The 18043-nt window shown below is 72.6% G+C and carries 15 protein-coding genes; 6 read left to right on the top strand and 9 right to left on the bottom strand.

Annotated elements, in window-relative coordinates:
• The first annotated feature begins 302 nt into the window (after nucleotides 1–302).
• Together AB0F88_RS27280 and AB0F88_RS27275 are read left to right on the top strand one after the other, a co-directional pair.
• Nucleotides 303–494, top strand: coding sequence for a hypothetical protein (locus AB0F88_RS27280; RefSeq protein WP_362689871.1), 192 nt, complete (start codon nucleotides 303–305; stop codon nucleotides 492–494).
• A gap of 1628 nt (nucleotides 495–2122) precedes the next feature.
• Nucleotides 2123–2479 carry a hypothetical protein gene (locus AB0F88_RS27275; RefSeq protein WP_362689868.1) on the top strand — a complete coding sequence of 119 codons (357 nt, stop codon included), beginning with the start codon at nucleotides 2123–2125 and terminating at the stop codon, nucleotides 2477–2479.
• A 118-nt stretch (nucleotides 2480–2597) separates the two neighbouring features.
• Here AB0F88_RS27275 and AB0F88_RS27270 read toward each other — a convergent pair whose 3' ends face one another.
• The 3 genes from AB0F88_RS27270 to AB0F88_RS27260 form a co-directional block, all read right to left on the bottom strand.
• A complete protein-coding gene (locus tag AB0F88_RS27270; protein ID WP_362689865.1) occupies nucleotides 2598–2999 on the bottom strand; it encodes a hypothetical protein in 402 nt (133 codons plus the stop codon).
• Nucleotides 3000–3185: 186 nt separating this feature from the next.
• Nucleotides 3186–4607: a diaminopimelate decarboxylase gene (lysA, locus tag AB0F88_RS27265; RefSeq protein ID WP_362689862.1), complete on the bottom strand. Its 1422-nt coding sequence runs from the start codon at nucleotides 4605–4607 to the stop codon at nucleotides 3186–3188.
• Between the two features lie 322 nt (nucleotides 4608–4929).
• A complete protein-coding gene (locus AB0F88_RS27260) occupies nucleotides 4930–6207 on the bottom strand; it encodes an aminotransferase class I/II-fold pyridoxal phosphate-dependent enzyme (protein ID WP_362689859.1) in 1278 nt (425 codons plus the stop codon).
• Nucleotides 6208–6423: 216 nt separating this feature from the next.
• On the opposite strand from AB0F88_RS27260, the gene AB0F88_RS27255 reads away from it, so the two are divergent.
• On the top strand, nucleotides 6424–7317 hold the full coding sequence (locus AB0F88_RS27255; protein ID WP_362689856.1) for a DUF4429 domain-containing protein: 894 nt from the start codon (nucleotides 6424–6426) through the stop codon (nucleotides 7315–7317).
• A 122-nt stretch (nucleotides 7318–7439) separates the two neighbouring features.
• Here AB0F88_RS27255 and AB0F88_RS27250 read toward each other — a convergent pair whose 3' ends face one another.
• From AB0F88_RS27250 to AB0F88_RS27230, 5 genes are all read right to left on the bottom strand, one after another.
• Nucleotides 7440–8162: an HNH endonuclease family protein gene (locus tag AB0F88_RS27250; protein ID WP_362689853.1), complete on the bottom strand. Its 723-nt coding sequence runs from the start codon at nucleotides 8160–8162 to the stop codon at nucleotides 7440–7442.
• Nucleotides 8163–8285: 123 nt separating this feature from the next.
• Nucleotides 8286–8954 (bottom strand): response regulator, encoded by a 669-nt coding sequence (locus AB0F88_RS27245; RefSeq protein WP_362689850.1) that lies wholly within the window; start codon nucleotides 8952–8954, stop codon nucleotides 8286–8288.
• Nucleotides 8951–11665, bottom strand: coding sequence for a DUF4118 domain-containing protein (locus AB0F88_RS27240; RefSeq protein ID WP_362689847.1), 2715 nt, complete (start codon nucleotides 11663–11665; stop codon nucleotides 8951–8953). The genes AB0F88_RS27245 and AB0F88_RS27240 overlap by 4 nt, the downstream gene beginning before the upstream one ends.
• A gap of 130 nt (nucleotides 11666–11795) precedes the next feature.
• Entirely contained in the window at nucleotides 11796–12761 is a 966-nt protein-coding gene (locus AB0F88_RS27235) for a magnesium transporter CorA family protein (protein ID WP_362689844.1), read from the bottom strand.
• Between the two features lie 104 nt (nucleotides 12762–12865).
• Nucleotides 12866–13981: an FAD-dependent oxidoreductase gene (locus AB0F88_RS27230; protein ID WP_362689842.1), complete on the bottom strand. Its 1116-nt coding sequence runs from the start codon at nucleotides 13979–13981 to the stop codon at nucleotides 12866–12868.
• Between the two features lie 114 nt (nucleotides 13982–14095).
• On the opposite strand from AB0F88_RS27230, the gene AB0F88_RS27225 reads away from it, so the two are divergent.
• Nucleotides 14096–14584: a hypothetical protein gene (locus AB0F88_RS27225; protein WP_362689839.1), complete on the top strand. Its 489-nt coding sequence runs from the start codon at nucleotides 14096–14098 to the stop codon at nucleotides 14582–14584.
• A 12-nt stretch (nucleotides 14585–14596) separates the two neighbouring features.
• On the opposite strand, the gene AB0F88_RS27220 is transcribed toward AB0F88_RS27225, so the two are convergent.
• Complete coding sequence (locus tag AB0F88_RS27220; protein WP_362689836.1) at nucleotides 14597–15883, bottom strand: benzoate/H(+) symporter BenE family transporter; 1287 nt, start codon at nucleotides 15881–15883, stop codon at nucleotides 14597–14599.
• Between the two features lie 70 nt (nucleotides 15884–15953).
• Between AB0F88_RS27220 and AB0F88_RS27215 the strand changes: the two genes are divergently transcribed.
• Both AB0F88_RS27215 and AB0F88_RS27210 read left to right on the top strand, forming a co-directional pair.
• Nucleotides 15954–16718, top strand: a complete 765-nt coding sequence (locus AB0F88_RS27215; protein WP_362689833.1) for a helix-turn-helix domain-containing protein — start codon at nucleotides 15954–15956, stop codon at nucleotides 16716–16718.
• Nucleotides 16719–16781: 63 nt separating this feature from the next.
• Entirely contained in the window at nucleotides 16782–18011 is a 1230-nt protein-coding gene (locus AB0F88_RS27210; RefSeq protein WP_362689830.1) for an MFS transporter, read from the top strand.
• Nucleotides 18012–18043: the final 32 nt, after the last annotated feature.

Genomic DNA, 18043 nt, shown 5'->3' with positions numbered 1-18043 from the left:
CACCGGCGGGACCGGCGGGACCCGCGGGAGCAGACGGCGCGACGGGACCGGCCGGCGCGGACGGCGCGGTAGGACCCATCGGCCTGACCGGAGTCGCCGGGGTGACCGGACCCGCGGGCGCCGACGGAGCGCCGGGTCCCGCCGGACCGACTGGACCTGCTGGACCCGCTGGACCCGCCGGGCCGGCGGGACCCGCGGGAGCAGACGGGGCGACAGGACCGGCAGGACCCGCGGGGCCGAGCCTCCCGGCCACCAGGCAGGTCGCCGCGGGGACGCCGACTCTCGTTCCCGCTGACACAACGGTGACCGTTCTCGGCGGCGTATGCCCGGCGGGCACGCTCGTCGTCGCCGGAGAGTGGAGTGGCAGCGCCCTGGGGGTCGACGTGATCGCCTCCGAGTCGGTGATCGGCAACCGGTGGAGCGTCACCTTCGCCAACGGCGGAGCGCTCCAGCCCACCGTGACGGTCTCCAGTTCGTGTGTCGGACCTGCGTGAGGGCCGCGCTCTCCGCGTCGCGCCTGGTCCGGCCTCACGTATGAGAGCTTCCCGGGGCAGCGTGAGCGGGTCGGGGGCTCACGGTGCCGGAGCCGTCGAGGCGAAGGGGCTCGCGTGGTTCTTTCCCTCAGTCACGGAAAGCAGTTCACGGGAAGACCACTCGGGCGGCCGTGAGCCCGGCCGCCCCCCACGGCGTGGAAAGCAGCGGCGGAGGCCGGATCCGAATCGGAAAATCGTTGGCGAAAACCGCACAGACCCTGTCGCGGGCCACAGCCGGTGAATCACACCATAATTCTCGCGACTCCTGAGAACCCTAAATTCCGGTCATTGCCTACAGGACAGGAAATCTCTGGAGAACACGGTTTTCAAGCTCAACAACCTGGACACATCCTCGCCGTTGACGAATCCGTTTAAACCTTGTTAACGAGGGTTGCGCTTTGCCGTGTCGATCATCGGGTAACTCCTGCTTGCCGCCACCGTCGCGGTTCAAGAAATCCGATTCCCTGGAATCATAAAAGACATGGAATGCGATGACTTCTAGCGGTAGAAGACGGGCTCAAATCATTGATTCCGGCAAACGTGCTCGAAACTGGTCTGTAACAACAACAGCAATCGGTGCCGTCCTGGCGCTTTCCTGCCAGACGCCGGCCAATGCCATAACCGACACCACAGGCATCATTCCCCTCAACACGCAGGACGCGGGTGGCGAGACCGTTCCGGTTCGGAGGGCGACCAGCCCGATGGACGACGCGCGCATGTTCCTGATGAGACCCCTCAAGCGGGAAGACTGCAAGTGCCAGGGGAAGCACTGCGCGTGTGACCGTGACCGTCCCGGCAAGCACAGCCGTGCCGGCGGAAAGAACAGGGAAGGCCGCGACAGCGGAAGGAAACCGTCGAACCTCGGACTGCCGTCGGAGGCAGCGAATCCGGCGAACCCGGCGAAGCCTGCTGGCCCGGCGAACCCTGCTGGCTCGGCGAACCCGGCGAACCCGGTTGAGGCGAGCCTTCCGGACGGCTCGCTCGCGCCGATGGGACCGATGGGACCGATGGGACCCGAAGGACCGGCAGGCCCGGTGGGCGCCGCGGGAGTGGCCGGACCGGCCGGACCGGCGGGAGCCACGGGAGCGAAGGGTGACACCGGCGCCCCCGGCGCACCGGGTGCGCCGGGTCCCGCGGGCGCGCTGGGGCCCATGGGCGCGACGGGCGCGATCGGCCCGGCCGGGCCGATGGGCCCGGCAGGCCCCATCGGCCCGGCCGGAGCCGACGGACTCACGGGACCGATCGGGCCGGAAGGACCGGCTGGAGCCGTCGGACCCACGGGACCGGCAGGCCCGATCGGACCGGAGGGACCGGCGGGGGCGGAAGGACCTGCTGGACCCGCCGGGCCGATCGGACCGATCGGACCGATCGGACCGGAAGGACCTGCTGGACCCGCGGGAGCCACCGGTGCCCCCGGGCCCGCGGGTCCAGAGGGCGCGGCGGGGCCCGTCGGCCCCGCGGGCGAACCGGGCGCCGCCGGACCGGTGGGACCGACCGGCGCCACGGGAGCCGCGGGCACGCCCGGCGCACCCGGCCCGGCGGGACCCGCGGGGCCCGCGGGTCCCGCGGCGCCGACATCCGCCGTGTCCGTGGCGTACCTGCTTCTCGAACCGATCACCGCGTCGGTTCGGAGCGACGGGACGGCGCGGATCCGCGACCCGCGAACGACTCCACGCTGGCACGACCTTTCGACGGTCCCCGGCCATCCCACCGATGTGGTGGACGTCGCGGCGACGGTCCTTCAGGACGGCGCCCTTCCGTACCTCCACCTCACGGTTCAGAACTCGGCCGGTCAGGTCTCCTGGACGAAATGCCTGCTGGGCCGCCCGGTTCCGGTGACGGGAGGCTTCTTCGCTCCGGGAACGCCTCTCGGGCCTCCCGCGTACCCCGCCAACTGCGACAAGTTCACCAACGAGACACCGCCGGACGAGACACCGCCGACCTGAGCCCTCGCGGAGCCTCACCGAACAGCGGAGAACGCCGTGCCCGGCACCGGCCGGGCACGGCAGGGGAACCGTGCGGAGGACGTCCGCCGATCGCGCGGCCCCCGGGGCGCGGGGCGCGTCAGTTCCGGACGAGGACCAGCCGTGAGGGGTCTTCTCCGGCCAGCGGGACGCGGAGCCTGCGCCTGGCGGCGACCGCCCGGTACGCGGCGGCGCACGCGTTCACACCCAGCGCGACGGCGACGAGCAGGCCGAGGCGGAGCAGGTCCGGCCTGCCGAAGCTGAGCTCCCCGGCACCGTTGACCAGGAAGCCGGTACCGAAGAACCACGCCATGACGGCCGTCGCCAGCGCGACCCCGGCGCGGACCCCGCAGGCGGCGTGGGCGCACACGGCGATCACCATGATCAGCACGCGGCCGGCGGCCTCCGCCGGCGCGAGGAGCAGCGAGGCGGCCGCGGTGGCGGCGACGACGGTGACGAATCCTCCGGCGAGCGAGAATCCCGCCGGCTCGGTCCCGAACATCGCCACCACTCCTTCATAAGACAGACATTCGTCGCGGAGCAGACATTCGCCGAGGGGGCCGGTCTCTGCCCCTCCATGGAAGCCCGGGAAATGCCCGCAGGCCAATGTCGATGTGTTTTCTTCACCCTTTCCCTACGTTCATTTGCGCCATTCCTCACCCGCCGCGGGTCTGCGTGGGCCGGCCTCCTACAGGCCCACGTCGCGGCGCATCAGGTCCTGCTCCATCTCCCTGCGGACGAGCAGCCTCGCCCGGCCGTCGCGTACGGCGACGACCGGGGGCCGGCCCATGAGGTTGTAGGTCGAGGCCATCGAGTGGTGGTAGGCCCCGGTGGCCGCCAGCGCGATGAGGTCACCCGGGCGCAGGTCGGCGGGGAGCGGGACGTCCTCCGCGATCGTGTCGCCCGTCTCGCAGTGGTGGCCGACGACCGTGAACGAGCGCGGCCCCTCGCGGGAGACGCGCCCGGCGAGCCGTACGGTGTAGCGCGCTCCGTACAGGGCGGGACGGGGGTTGTCGCTCATCCCGCCGTCGACGGCGACGAACGTCCGCGAGCCTCCGCGCTTGACCGCGACGACACGGTAGAGCGTGGTCCCGGCGGTACCGGCGATCGCCCGGCCGGGCTCCACGATGAGCCGGGGCACCGGCAGGCCGAACCCGGCGGCCCGCTCCGTGATCGCGGTGACGACCGCGTTCGCGAGACGCCTCAGGTCGAGTCCTCCCGTACCCGGCAGGTAGGCGATGCCGTGCCCGCCGCCCAGGTCGAGCTCGGGCAGGATCACCCGGTGGGTGTCGCGGATCCGGGCCATCTCGCCGATCAGGACCCTGGCCGCCCGCTCGTACGGCTCGACGTCGTCGATCTGCGAGCCCAGGTGGCAGTGGAGCCCGGCCAGTTCCAGCCGGGGCTGGTGCAGGACCCTGGCCACGGCGTCCCCGGCGGCACCGCTCAGGATGGACAGGCCGAACTTCTGGTCCTCGCCCGCGGTACGGATCTTGGGGTGGGCGCCCGCCTCGATGTCGGGCGTCACCCGGACCAGCACCTTCTGACGACGGTCGATCGGGACGAGCGCGGCGAGCCTGTTGATCTCGGCGACGTTGTCCACCACGATCCTGCCGACGCCCTCGTCCACCGCCCTGCGCAGCTCGGCGGGCGTCTTCGCGTTGCCGTGCATGATGATCCGCCTCGCGGGGAACCCGACGGACCTGGCGACCGCCAGCTCGCCTCCCGAGCAGACGTCGAGGCTCATCCCCTCGGCCCGCATCCAGTCGGCCATCGCGCGGCAGAGGAACGCCTTGGCCGCGTACGCGATCTCGGCGCCCGGGAGCGCGGCCCGGTAGGCGCGGCAGCGCAGCCGCACGTCCGTCTCGTCGATCACGTAGACGGGGGTGCCGAACCGGTGAGCGATCTCGGTGAGGGACACCCCGCCGACCGTGACCTCTCCCGTGGCCGTGACGCGCGTGGTCGCCGACCACGGGGCGCCGGCGATCTCGCCGGACGCGGTCACCCTTCGCCCGGGGAAACCGGTGGACTCGGGGAAACCGGTGGGAGGGGTCCCTGGACCCCGGCGGACGGGTAGCGGCAGCGGGGTTTCCCTCGCGTGCGAGACGCCCATGCTTCCTCCTGCTTTCGCGGCCCGGCCGGATGGCCGGACACAGGGGACGCTAGGTCGGCGAGGGGCGGATCGGACGGTTCCGGACGGGACCCTGACACTCCGCGGCCCTACCCTGACACCTCCTTGACGGCCGGACACGAAGCGTGAGACGGGAAACGCGGAACGTCCCCCCGGCGCGGGGAACCGGCCGGAGGGACGCGCGGGGCCTTCGACGACGGTCCGGCGGGCGCCTGGCGGACACCCCGGCAGACCCCCGGCCGACCTCGGCGGGCGCCTGCCGAAAACTCTGGCGGGGGCCCGTCGGGGTACCGGCGGGATGTGCCTAGCGGGCCCCCTCCAGGAGCTTCTCGGTGGCGACGAGGCGCACGCAGACGGCAAGGCCGGAGATGGCCAGTTCCAGCTCGTCGAGCTCGGGGTAGGTGGGGGCGATGCGGATGGTGCTGTCACGGGGATCCGTCGCGTACGGGTGGGTGGCGCCCGCGGGGGTGAGGGCGATGCCCGCCTCTCCCGCCCGCCGCACCACCTCGCGCGCGCAGCCCTCCAGCACGTCGAGGCTGACGAAGTAGCCGCCCGCGGGGTTGGACCAGGTCGCCAGGCCGCTGCCGCCCAGTTCCTTCGTGAGGATCGTCTCGACCGCGTCGAACTTCGGGCGGAGCAGCTCCCGGTGGCGGCGCATGTGCTCGGCCAGGCCGTTCTCGTCGCGCAGGAACTCCACGTGGCGGAGGTGGTTGAGCTTGTCGGGGCCGATGGTGCGCTTGGCGGTGTTCCCGAGCAGCCAGGCCACGTTGGCCGGGGACGACCCGAAGAAGGAGACGCCGGAACCGGCGAAGGTGATCTTCGAGGTGGAACCGAAGACGAAGACGCGGTCGGGGTTGCCGTTCTCCGCGCACAGCGCCAGGACGTCGGCGATCTCCGCGGGCGTGTCGGTCAGGTGGTGCACGGCGTAGGCGTTGTCCCAGAAGATCCGGAAGTCCGGGGCGGCGGCCGGCATGGCGGCCAGGCGCCGCACCGTCTCGTCACCGTAGGAGACACCGCCGGGGTTGCTGTACTTGGGCACGCACCAGATGCCCTTGACCTGGGGGTCGTCGAGCACGAGACGCTCCACGACGTCCATGTCCGGCCCTTCGGCGTCCATCGGCACCGGGATCAGCTCGATGCCGAACCGCTCGCACAGGGCGAAGTGGCGGTCGTACCCGGGAACCGGGCACAGGAACGCGATCCGCGGCTCGTCGGCCCAGCGGCGCTCGGCTCCGGGCAGCGTCCCGAGCAGGGCGTGGACGATCGAGTCGTGCATCAGCGAGAGGCTGGAGTTGTCCGCGGCGACGAGCTGGGCGGCGGGCACCTGCAGCGGGCCGCTGAAGATCTCCCTGAGCTCGGCCAGGCCCTGGAGCCCGCCGTAGTTGCGGCAGTCGGTGCCGTCCGCGGCGGTGTGGCCGGCGGGCAGGTCCAGCAACGCCTCGGAGAGGTCGAGCTGCCGCGCCGACGGCTTGCCCCGTGTCAGGTCGAGGGACAGACCGCGCCGGACGAGCGCGTCGTAGTCACGCTGGGCACCGTCTCGCCGGGCGGTCAGCTCGTCGATGGTCAGGGCCGGAGAGGTCACGGGAGTTCCTTCGCCTGCTGGTGATCGGCTCCGGAGGCGGTCGGCGACCGGCTGGGAAGACGGTTGTGGAGCGGCTCCGAAGGTGGCCTGGTCGACTTCGAAGAATAGAAGACCACGACGTCCGATCGGAAGCCGGGCCGTGCGCGCCGCGCCGTCCCGGACGGCCGAACGTTCGATCATGCGCGTCATGTGACCGCCTCGCCATACGATCGCCGTATGGCGGAGGTCATGGTGCGTGACGGAACCTGGACGTTCGACGGTGAGATGCTGCGGATCGTCCCCGGTCGCGACCGGAGCGTGAAGAAACTGCGGCAGTTGCTGGGCGAGGTGCGGGTGCCGCTGGAGGCGGTGGCCGGCATCGCCTACGAGCCCGGCAAGAAGGGCGGCAGGCTGCGGCTACGGCTGCGCGAGGGCGCCGACCCGTTCAACCAGGCGGCAGGGGGGCGGATCGCCGACGCCGCCGACCCGTACCAGCTGGTCGTGGACGCCGACCGCACCGGCGCCGCCGAGTACTTCGTCGACGAGGTGCGCAACGCGCTGGTGATCGAGCAGGTGCCGGACGGTCCCTCGGAGCGCTATCTCATGCCGGGCCCCGCCCTGCCCGTGGTGGTTCCGGCGGGCGACGGCACGGCGACGTTCGACGGCGAGTCGATCCGCCTCGAATGGAGCTGGTCGACGGAGGAGGGCAAGAAGTCGGCCGGCCCCCAGCGGATCGCGCTGAAGGACCTGAACGGCGTGGAGTGGTTCCCGACCTCGGGCCTGGAGAACGGCTACCTCCGCTTCCACGTGAAGGGCTCGGCACCGCACAAGCTCGCTCCCAAGCACGACCCGCACTGTCTCGTCCTGTGGGGCTTCGACAAGGAGACCCGCACGACGGCGCTGCTCGTCGCCGCGATCGTCGCCAGGCTGCCGCACCCCTCGGACGCCCGGCTGTCCGCCGCCGCGGAGCCCCCGGCGATCGAGGCCACCGCACCTGCGGCATCCGCCGGCGGCGACGACCCGGACTCGCTCCTGCGCCGCCTGCGCGAACTCGGTGACCTGCACAAGGACGGCATTCTCACCGACGAGGAGTTCACCACCGCCAAGCAGGCCCTGCTCCGCCGCTTCTGAGCGGCACCCGCTTCTCAGCGCACCCGCTTCCGACCGGCCCCGCTTCTCAGCGCGCCCGCTTCAGAACGGGTCCCCCCGCCCGGCCTCCGTACGGCCCTCGTCTCCGGGCGGCCGCGCGGGTGTCACCGGCACTGGGCGAGCATGACGGTCTTGTCCGCGCGGGTGACCGGCAGGTTGTACTTCAGGGCCACCTGGGCGAAGCGGACGACGTAGGCGCAGCGGACCCCGCGTACGGGAGGGAGCCAGGACGCCGGTCCCGAGCCGCCCTTGGCCTCGTTGGCGTCGCCGTACACCGGGAGGAGGTTGAGCGGGTCGTTGGCGATGCGCTTCCGCTTGGACAGCGGCCAGCGGGAGGCCCCCATCCGCCACTCGTAGGACAGCGGGACCACGTGGTCGACCTGGATCTCGTCGGAACGCTTCTTGGTCCAGCGGACGATCCGGCCGGTGTAGGGATCGCGCAACTTCATGGAGACGACCACGCAGTCGGATCCGCGGCGGTAGCGCACGTCCTCGCCGTCGCGGGCCAGCAGGTCGTCGCGGGTACGGCAGCCGTTGCGCGCGTACGGCACTCCTCTGGCGGTGTCGGCCCAGTTCTCGCCGAACCTGGCCCGGCTGTAGCCGGCCTTGGAACCCATCGGCGCGACCCGGAGTTTCCCGATCAGCCTGACGGCGACGCCCCGGTCTCCGGTCGACCTGACGGGCGCCAGCCCGGGGCCCATACCGTCCGGGTTGTCCAGCGGCGCGACCCGGGCCGGCGCGGCCCTCGCGCGCGTGTCGTCGTGCGTCGACAGTGAGAAGAGCACCGCGGCGCCGAGCATTACGGTGACCACCCCCCGCGTGCTCACCCATGCCTCCAGAAGGGTCTACAGGCTCGTGCTTGACCGATTCCCGGTAATCCCCTGGTTGACACGGGGGTGTCCGCTGGTTGAGACCGTACCCGGAGGGCGGCCGGTCGGGGCTGGAGGCGGTCAGGGCTGGAAGCGGTAGCCCATGCCCGGTTCGGTGAGCAGGTGGACCGGGCGGGCGGGGTCGCGCTCCAGTTTCTTGCGCATCTGGGCCATGTACTGGCGGAGGTAGTTGGTCTCCTTGCCGTAGGCGGCGCCCCAGACGTCGTTCAGCAGGCGGCGCTGGGTGATCAGCTTGCCGGGGTTGCGGACCAGGATCTCCAGCAGGCGCCACTCGGTGGGGGTCAGCCGCACGCCGCCGGAGACGGTCTTGCCCGCCAGGTCCACCTCGTGCCCGCCGATCACGAACCGGGCCGGTTCCTCCTCGGTGACCGAGGCGCGACGCGACACCGCGCGGATCCTGGCGAGCAGTTCGTCGACGCCGAACGGCTTGATGACGTAGTCGTCGGCGCCCGCGTCGAGGGCCTCCACCTTGTCGCGGCCCTCGGCCCTGCCGGACAGCACGATGATCGGGACGGTGGTCCAGCCGCGCAGCCCGTGGATGACCTCCACCCCGTCCATGTCGGGCAGGCCGAGGTCGAGCACGACCAGGTCGGGGTGCCGGTCGGCGGCCTGGCGCAGGGCGGCGGCGCCGTCGCCGGCCACGGCCACCTCGTACCCGCGGGCGGCCAGGTTGATCCGCAGCGCCCGCAGGAGCTGGGGCTCGTCGTCGACGACGAGGATGCGCGTCACAGGTCCTCCACAGGTGCGGGCGCGGCCCGGTGCCGCGGGAAGACGGGCAGGGTCAGGACCATGGTGAGGCCCCCGCCCGGTGTCTCGTCCGGTACGAGGGTGCCGCCCATGGCCTCCGCCAGCCCCCGGGAGAGCGCGAGGCCGAGACCGACGCCGGTGGCGTTGTCCCGGTCGCCGAGCCGCTGGAAGGGCATGAAGACCCGGTCGCGCGACTCCTCGGGGATCCCCGGCCCCCGGTCGACGACCCTGATCTCCACGTGTCCGCCGTCGTCGCCGTCCGCGCTCGCCCCGACCAGCACGGCGACGCCCGGCGGGCTGTAGCGGACGGCGTTGGAGACGAGGTTGACCAGTACGCGTTCGAGCAGCGCGGGGTCGGCGGCGATCTCGGGGAGATCCTCGGGCAGGCGGTTCAGCACCCGGTCGTGCGGCGGGCCCAGTTCGTCGACGACCCGGGGGACGATCTCCTCGAGCGCCGTCGGCTGGAGCGTCAGCCCGAGCGCCCCGGCCTGCAGGCGGCTCATGTCGAGCAGGTTGACGACCAGGCGGTCCAGCTTGGCCAGGGACTCGTCGGCCGTGGCGAGCAGTTCCTCCCTGTCGTCCGGCGACCAGTCGACGTCGGTGGCGCGCAGGCCCTCCACGGCGGCCCTGGCCGAGGCGAGCGGGGTGCGCAGGTCGTGGCTGACCGCGGCGAGCAGCGCGGTGCGCATCCTGTCGGCCTCGGCGAGCGGGCGCAGCCGCCCCGCCTGCTCGGCGAGGCGGCGGTGGCGCAGCGCCACCGCCGCCTCGGCGGCGAACGCCTCCAGCACCCTGCGGCCGGACGTGCCGGGCAGCCACCCGCGTACGGCCAGTACCAGGTCGTCGTCGACGACCACGTCGGTGTCGGCGACGCCGGGACGGGTGGACGGCTCCCCGCCCCCGGTCGCCACGATCCGCCAGCCGTCCGAGCCGCCCGAGCCGCCCGAGCCGCCCGAACCATCGAGGCCGTCCGAGCCGCCCGGACCGTCCGAAGTCCCCGAACCGTCCGGACCGGAGGAGCCGGACGGACCAGATGGACCGGATGGACCGGATGGACCAGATGGACCAGATGGACCAGATGGACCAGATGGACCGGACGGGCCGTCGGGCCGGCGTTCCAGCAGGGTGACGGAGGCCAGTCCGAAGATCTCCCTGAGCCGGGAGAGCAGGGACGGCAGCGCCGCCTCGCCCCGGAGCACGTATCCGGCGAGAGTCGCCAGCACCTCGGCCTCCGCGCCCGCGAGGGCGGCCTCCCTGGCGCGGCGGGCCGCCAGGTCGACGACCGCGCTCACCATGATCGCGACCAGCACGTAGACGACCAGGGCGAGCAGGTTCTCCGGTCGCGTCACGGCCAGCGAGTGGAAGGGCGGCGTGAAGTACCAGTTGAGGAGCGCGAATCCGGCCACCGCGGCGGTGATCGCGGGCCACATGCCGCCGGTCAGCGCGACGCAGACCACCATCAGCAGGAACAGCAGTATCACGCTCGGCAACGTCGCGTGGCTGAGGCCCAGGAGGACGGCGGTGAGCAGGGGGAGCCCGAGCAGCGCGGTCCCCCAACCGGCGAGCCTGCGGGAGCGGGTGAGCGCGGCGCGCGACGGGCCGCGGCCGCCGGACCTCCCCGCCTCCTCGTGGGTGATCATGTGGACGTCGACGGTCCCCGAGGACGCGGCCGTGGTCACCCCGACCCCGCGGGAGAGGGTCCGCGCGAGCCGTCCGCGCCGGGAGACCCCCAGCACCAGCTGCGTGGCGTTCACCCGCCGGGAGAAGTCCAGCAGCGCCCGCGGCACGTCGTCGCCCACCACCTGGTGGTAGCCGCCGCCCAGGCTCTCCACCAGCGCACGCTGCCTGGCCAGGCGCGCCGGATCGGCGTTCGCCAGGCCGTCGGCCATCGTCACGTGCACCGCCAGCAGGTCCGCCCGCGGGGACCTCGCCGCGATCCGCGCCGCCCGGCGCACCAGGGTCTCCCCCTCCGGGCCCCCCGCCAGCGCCACCACCACCCGCTCACGGGTCTCCCGCGCCCCGGCGACGCGGTGCTCGGCGCGGTGGCGGCCGAGCCCGTCGCCAACCTCTCCCGCCACCCACAGCAGCGCCAGCTCGCGCAGCGCTGTCAGGTTGCCCGGCCGGAAGTACGTCGACAGTGCCGCGTCCACTCTCTCCGGCGCGTACACGTCGCCGCGCGCCATCCGGTGGCGCAACGCCTCCGGGGCCATGTCCACCAGCTCCACCTGCCCGGCCCGCCGCACCACCTCGTCGGGCACCGTCTCGCGCCGGACCACCCCGGTGATCTCCTCGACCGCGTCCCCGAGCGACTCCAGGTGCTGGACGTTGAGGGTGGAGACCACGTCGATCCCGGCCTCCAGGACCTCCTCCACGTCCTGCCAGCGCTTGGCGTTGCGCGAGCCCGGCACGTTGGTGTGGGCCAGCTCGTCGACCAGGACGACCTCCGGCCTCCGCGCGATGACGGCGTCCACGTCCAGCTCGCCGAACACGGCCCCGCGGTGCTCCGCCGCCACCCGCGGGACGATCTCCATCCCCTCCAGCAGCCTCTCGACGCGCTCGCGCCCGTGCGTCTCCACCAGCCCGACCACCACGTCGGTGCCGCGCTCCCCGCGCTCACGCCCCTCGGCCAGCATCGCGAAGGTCTTGCCCACCCCGGGGGCGGCCCCCAGGTAGACGCGCAGCCGTCCGCGTGCCATGCAGCTCGTCCCCCACCGATCGCCGATCCCTGCCGGATGCCGGGCCGGACCCGGCCGTTCTCCCTGAGGCCAGGCTACGGCGGGCGGTCTCCCGGCCGGTCAGGTGACCCGGTGGGGGACGGCTGTCACGTCAGAGCCAGTTGCGCTTCTTGAACGCCCGGTAGAGCAGCACCGTGCCCACGACGATCAGGATCGTGGACGTCCAGAACCCGATCGACTGGGCGAAACCGGGGTAGGGCACGTTCTGCCCGTAGAAACCGGTGATCATCGTGGGCACCGCGATGATGGCCGCCCAGCTGGTGATCTTCTTCATGATGTCGTTGAGCCGGAACCCCTGCTGGTTCATGTGGGCCTCGCGGACGTTGCTCACCAGGTCCTGCAGCGACTCGCTCCACTCCGCGGTGCGCAGGGTGTGGTCGTAGATGTCCTGGTAGTACGGGACCAGCTTGGGATCCAGGACGTCCTCCCTGCGCAGCAGGCTGCCCACGACCTCGCGCGTCGGCACCGCCAGCCGCCGGAAGCGCACCAGCTTCTTGTGCATGTCGTAGGTCCGGCGCTGGATGTGCGGCATGTCACCGGGGTTGTCCTGGAAGAGATCGTCCTCCAGCTCCTCGACCCGGTCGTCCACCCCCTGCAGCACCTCGAAGTAGCCGTCCACGATGTGGTCGAGCAGGCCGTGCAGCAGGTACGGCACCCCGAACCTGACCATGGCGGCGTTGGCGTCCCAGCGCCTGATCACCTCGTCGATGTCGAACTCGGGGTTCTCCCGTACGGTGACCAGGGCGTTCTTGGTCGCGAAGATCGAGACCTCGATGAAGTCGATCCCCTTGTCCACCAGTCTCGCCGCGTAGGCGGTGATGAACAGGTGGCTGTCGTAGGTGTCGAGTTTGGGACGCTGGTGGCTGTGCAGCGCGTCCTCGACGGCCAGGGGGTGGAGACCGAGCTCCTCGCTGATCTTCGCCAGGTCCGCCTTCGTGGGCGAGCAGAGGTCGAACCAGACGACGGCGGACTCGTCCTCCACATGTTCGGAGATGTCGTCGATGGGAAAGCCCTCGGCCTCCAGGACGCCGTTGCGATACAGGCGGGTACGGTCCATGGGCGTCAACCTTAAACCTGCCGCGACAGGCCCGGAATCTCCGGGAGATCCGCATTTCCGCCTCGATGGCATCCCCCGTGACGCCCCCTCGCCGGCCGTGGTCCCTACGCCGCCGCGGAGGGGACCGGCCGCCCGGAAGTGGCGGGTGCCGCGAGAAGGCGGCGGACGTGCCGCACGGCGGTACGGCCGGCGCGGTTGGCGCCGACGGTGCTGGCGGAGGGGCCGTAGCCGACCAGGAGAACCCGGGGGTCGAGGAGGGCCCGGGTGTCCTCGACCCGGATGCCGCCGCCGGGCTCGCGCAGGCGCAGCGGGGCCAGGTGTCCGACGACGGGCCGGAACCCGGTCGCCCAGAGGATCACGTCCGCCCCGACCAGGCGGGCGGGCCCGTCCGGCCCGGCGTCCCAGGCCACGCCCTCAGGGGTGATCCTGTCGAACATCGGCAGCCGGTCCAGGACACCCGCCGCCATGGCCGCCTCCACCTGGGGGGTCACCGGGTAGCCGGTGGCCCCGACCACGCTGCCCGGTACGAGCCCGGCTCGGACGCGGGCGTCGACCCGGGCGACGGCCTCGCGGCCGAGGTTCTCGTTGAGCGGCCCCCTCACGAAGGCGGGAGGACGCCGGGTGACCCAGGTGGTCGTGGCGACCTCCGCGATCTCCATCAGGAGCTGGACGCCCGAGGCCCCGGCGCCGACCACCACCACGCGCATGCCCGCGAACTCCTCGCGGCTCACGTAGTCGGCGGTGTGGAGCTGGCGCCCCCGGAACGTCTCCTGGCCCGGATAGCGGGGCCAGAACGGGCGGTCCCAGGTGCCGGTGGCGTTGATCAGCGCGCGTGCCGACCAGTCACCGGCCCCGGTCTCCACCAGCAGCCGCCCTTCCGCGCCCTCCCGGACGGCCCGCACCTCGACCGGGCGGCGTACCGGCAGCTCGAAGGCCCGCTCGTAGGCGGCGAAGTATTCGGAGACGACCTCGGCCGAGGGCCGGGTCGTGTCGACGGGGCCCATCGGCAGCCCCGGCAGGTCGTGCACGTGGTGGGTGGCGCCGAGGGTGAGGGAGGGCCAGCGGAACTGCCACGCGCCACCGGGCCGGGGGGAGCGGTCGAGCACCGTGAAGTCCAGCCCGGCCCGGCGCAGGAAGTAGGCGCTGGAGAGCCCCGCCTGCCCCGCGCCGATGACGACGACGTCGATGTTCGTGGCGTTTCGCGGCAGCTCGTCCTTCACATTCCCTGGCAACCATCGGGATCCGATGAATAATCCCGCTCGCCGAGGGCAGCAGTGGCTGTCACAACAGCCAAAGCCTGAGGTGGTAGCCACATGATAGTGCTGGGACTTCTCTTGATCGTACTCGCGGGTGCGACCGTGATCGCGGTCTCCTGGGACGAGACCGCAGCATCGACCACCACCGCTTCGTTCACCGTGTTCGACCGCCTGTTCCAGTTCACCCAGCTGGAGCTCTTCTTCGCGGGCGTGGCCACCGGAGCGGTCTTCCTGCTCGGCCTGGGGATGATGTTCTCCGGTATGCGGCGCTCGGCCACGAAGCGTCGCAGCCTCCGCGCCTCGCGGATGGAGGCGCGTGACCGCGTCACCCGCCTGGAGGAGGAGAAGCGGGAGCTGGAGCGCAAGCTCGAGGAGGCCCCCGCGACCGCGGCCCCCGCGACCGCCACGGCCCCGGCCACGGCCCCCGTGGTCGACCGCGACCGCGACCGCGACGGCGTCGACGACCGCGTCGAGGACACCGCGCCCCACCCCCGGGTCGAGGTGCCCCGTCAGTCCTCCACCGACCAGCTCGTGGCCGGTCGCCACGGACGCTCCGACCACCGCTAGTCACATCCTCTCTCAGCCGGTGCGCCCCGCGGGCCGCACCGGCTGAGGCATGTCCGGACCTGCCTCGCCCGCGTCCGGATCGGGATCCGGGTCCCGGTCCCGATCCGGCGCGGTCTCGTCCACCGGTGCCTCGCCGGCCGGGGTTCGAGGAGGTTTCCCGCGACGGTTCAGGAGTGTCATGAGCCCGCCCGCGACGAGCCCCCAGAAAGCGGCGCCCACGCCCAGGATCGTCAGTCCCGACGCGGTGACCACGAAGGTGACGACCGCGGCCTCCCTGCCCTCGGGGTCGGCGACGGCCGAGACGACGGCCGAGGCGAGCGCGCCGAGCAGGGCGAGGCCGGCGACGGCCTCGACGAGCAGCGGCGGGGAGAGCAGCACGAGCGCGGTGGCCAGCCCCGAGCCGATCCCGAGGACGATCATCGAGACGCCCGAGGAGACCGAGGCGATCCACCGGCGGGCCGGATCGGGGTCGGCGTCGGGTCCGGCGGACAGGGCGGCGCTGATCGCCGCCAGGTTCACCGCGTGGCCGCCCAGCGGGGCACCCAGCGCGCTCGCCAGGCCGGTGGAGACGAGGATCCCGCGCAGCGGGGGACGGTAGCCGTACCCGGCGAGGACCGCCATGCCCGGCACGTTCTGCGAGGCCATGGTGACCAGGAACAGCGGGAGCGCGATGCCGACCATCGCCTGGGCGCTCCAGGACGGGGCGGTCACCTCCAGCACCGGCCGCAGGTCCACCGCGCCCAGCCCGGGACCGGTCAGCGCGATGGTGACGACGGCGACGAGGAGGGCCACCGGGATCGCCCACCTGCGGGCGAACCTGCTCAGCAGCGCCCAGGTGAGCACGACGGGACCCGCCGTCACAGGTATCTCGGCGAGCGCCCTGACCGGCGCGACACACAGGTCGAGCAGGACCCCGGCGAGCATGGCACCGGCGATCGGCGTGGGGATGGCCGCGATCCACCGGCCCAGGACGGGGAAGAGACCGGCGGCGGTGAGGAGGAGTCCCGAGACCGCGAACGCCCCGACCGCGACGGGAAAACCGCCCTCCACGGTCCCGGTCGCGACCAGCAGCGCCGCCCCCGGGGTGGACCAGGCCACGACGATCGGGATGCGCTGCCGCAGGCCCAGCCAGACGGCCACCACGCCGTTGGCCACGCAGAGGGCGAGGAGCCCCGACGCCGCCTGCCGCTCGTCGGCGCCCACCGCCCTGAGCCCTGCCAGGACCACGGCGAAGGAGCTGGCGAAACCGACCACCGTGGTCACCACCCCGGCCAGCACGGGTTGAAGCATGCGTGTCATGTTCGATCCTTGGGGGGATGACGCCGACCGTTCCGTAAACGGAACGGCCCTCATGCTGCACGATAACCCCATGGACTCCGGAGCACAAAGCCCCAGGCCCGCCGGGGACACCGGCACGCCCCACCGGCCCGCCACGACCGCCGGTGCGGCCGGCGCGCCCTCGGCGGACACCGAGGCGGACACCGACGCGCTCGACCGGCTCTCAGCGAACACCGGCGCGCCCGGCCGGCCCGCCGCGGACGTCCGCGCGGCCGGCGAACCCGCCGTGGACGGCGGCACGCCCGACATCGGGCGGCGGATCCGCCGGCTGCGCGAGGAGCGCGGCATCTCCCTGTCCGCCCTCGCCCGCGCCGCCGGTGTCGGCAAGGCCACGCTCTCCGGCCTGGAGAACGGCACCCGCAACCCCACCCTGGAGACCCTCTGGGCGATCACCGCCGAGCTCGGCGTCCCCCTGGCGATGGCCGTCGGCACCCCGCCGCCGGTGGACGCGAGCGGGAGCGGGACCGGCGGGCGGACCCGGGCGATCCCCGTCGTCCACGGCACGGCCGTCGAGGGGACGCTGCTCCAGGTCTTCGAGGACGAGGAGGTCACCTACGAGCTCTACCGGGTGGTGCTCCGGGCGGGGACGACGCAGGTCTCCCCCGCCCACCACGAGGGTGTCACCGAGCACGTCACCGTCTTCGCCGGAACGCTCAGCGCCGGACCGGTCGAGGCTCCCCTGCGGGCCGGTCCCGGCGAGCACATCTCCTGGCGGTCGGACGTCCCGCACGCGTACGCCGTCCTCGGTGACCGGGACGTCCACGCCAGCCTGCTCATCCGCTACCCGCGCCGCTGATCTCCGCGCACCTCGGCGGACCCGATCGCATTCCTAAAACACGCAAAAAGTAATATTTCCCCCATGACACCACGGTCCATGGCGATTCTCTTCTGGGCCACGGGCGTGGTGGCCTACGTCATCGCCGTCTTCCACCGGCAGTCGCTGGGCGTGGCGGGCATCGAGGCCGCGGCGAGGCTCGACGTCGGCGCGGCGGGACTCTCGGTCCTGGCCATGTGCCAGCTGCTGGTCTACGCGGGCATGCAGGTGCCCGTCGGGATGCTGGTCGACCGGCTCGGGTCCAAGCGCATGCTGGTCCTGGGTGCCGCGGTGATGGCCTGCGGCGAGCTCGTCTTCGCCCTGGCCGGAGGGCTGCTTCCGGGGATCGCCGGGCGGGCGCTGATCGGGTGCGGGGACGCGATGACGTTCATCAGCGTGATCAGGCTGGTCGGCCTGTCCTTCCCCGCCCGCCGCAACCCGCTGATGGTCCAGCTCACCGGCCTGCTCGGCCAGCTCGGCGCGATCGCCTCCGCGGTCCCCCTCATCCACTCCCTGCACACGTACGGCTGGACGCCGACCTTCCTGGGCGCCGCCGCCCTGGGCGTGGTCTCCGTGTTCCTGCTGGTCACGGTGCTGCGCGACCCCCGCCCCGAGCGTACGGGGGAGCCACCGAGCCTGAAGGCCGCCTGGGCCGAGCCGGGCACCCGGCTGGGCATGTGGACCCACGCGGCCACCCAGTGCTCGGCCGCGGCGTTCCTGCTGCTGTGGGGGTATCCGTTCCTGGTCCAGGGCCAGGGACTGGCGCCCGCGACGGCGGGCGTGCTGCTGACCACGCTGACCCTGTGCGGCATGGTGTGCGGGCCGCTGCTCGGCTATCTCGCCGGGCGGTTCCCCTTCCACCGCTCCCGGATGGTGCTCATCGTGATCGGCACCACCGCCGGGGCGTGGACCGCCGTGCTGGCCTGGCCGGGACGGGCGCCGTTGTGGCTGCTGGTGGCGCTCGTGGTGGTGCTGGCGGCGAACGGCCCCGGGTCGATGATCGGCTTCGACTACGCCAGGACCTTCAACCCGGCCACCCGGATCGGCGCGGCCACCGGCATCGTGAACGGCGGCGGCTTCGTCGCGTCCGTGGTGGTGATCGCCCTGATCGGCGTCACCCTCGACCTCCTGGGCGACACCGGCCTGGACTCCTTCCGGTGGGCGTTCGCCACCCAGTACCCGATCTGGGCACTGGGCGCCGTCCAGGTCGTCCGCTACCGGGGCAAGGCGCGGCGCCGCCCGCTCCCGGCCGCCGCCGCCCAGGCGAGCTCCTGACGATCGTCGCGAAAGACCCGGGGTCAACCGAA

Origin of the sequence: Streptosporangium sp. NPDC023963 (assembly GCF_040639135.1) — a bacterium.
GTDB lineage: Bacteria > Actinomycetota > Actinomycetes > Streptosporangiales > Streptosporangiaceae > Streptosporangium.
Note: the sequence above shows the minus strand (reverse complement) of the source record. Positions and strands in the feature narration are given on the sequence as shown.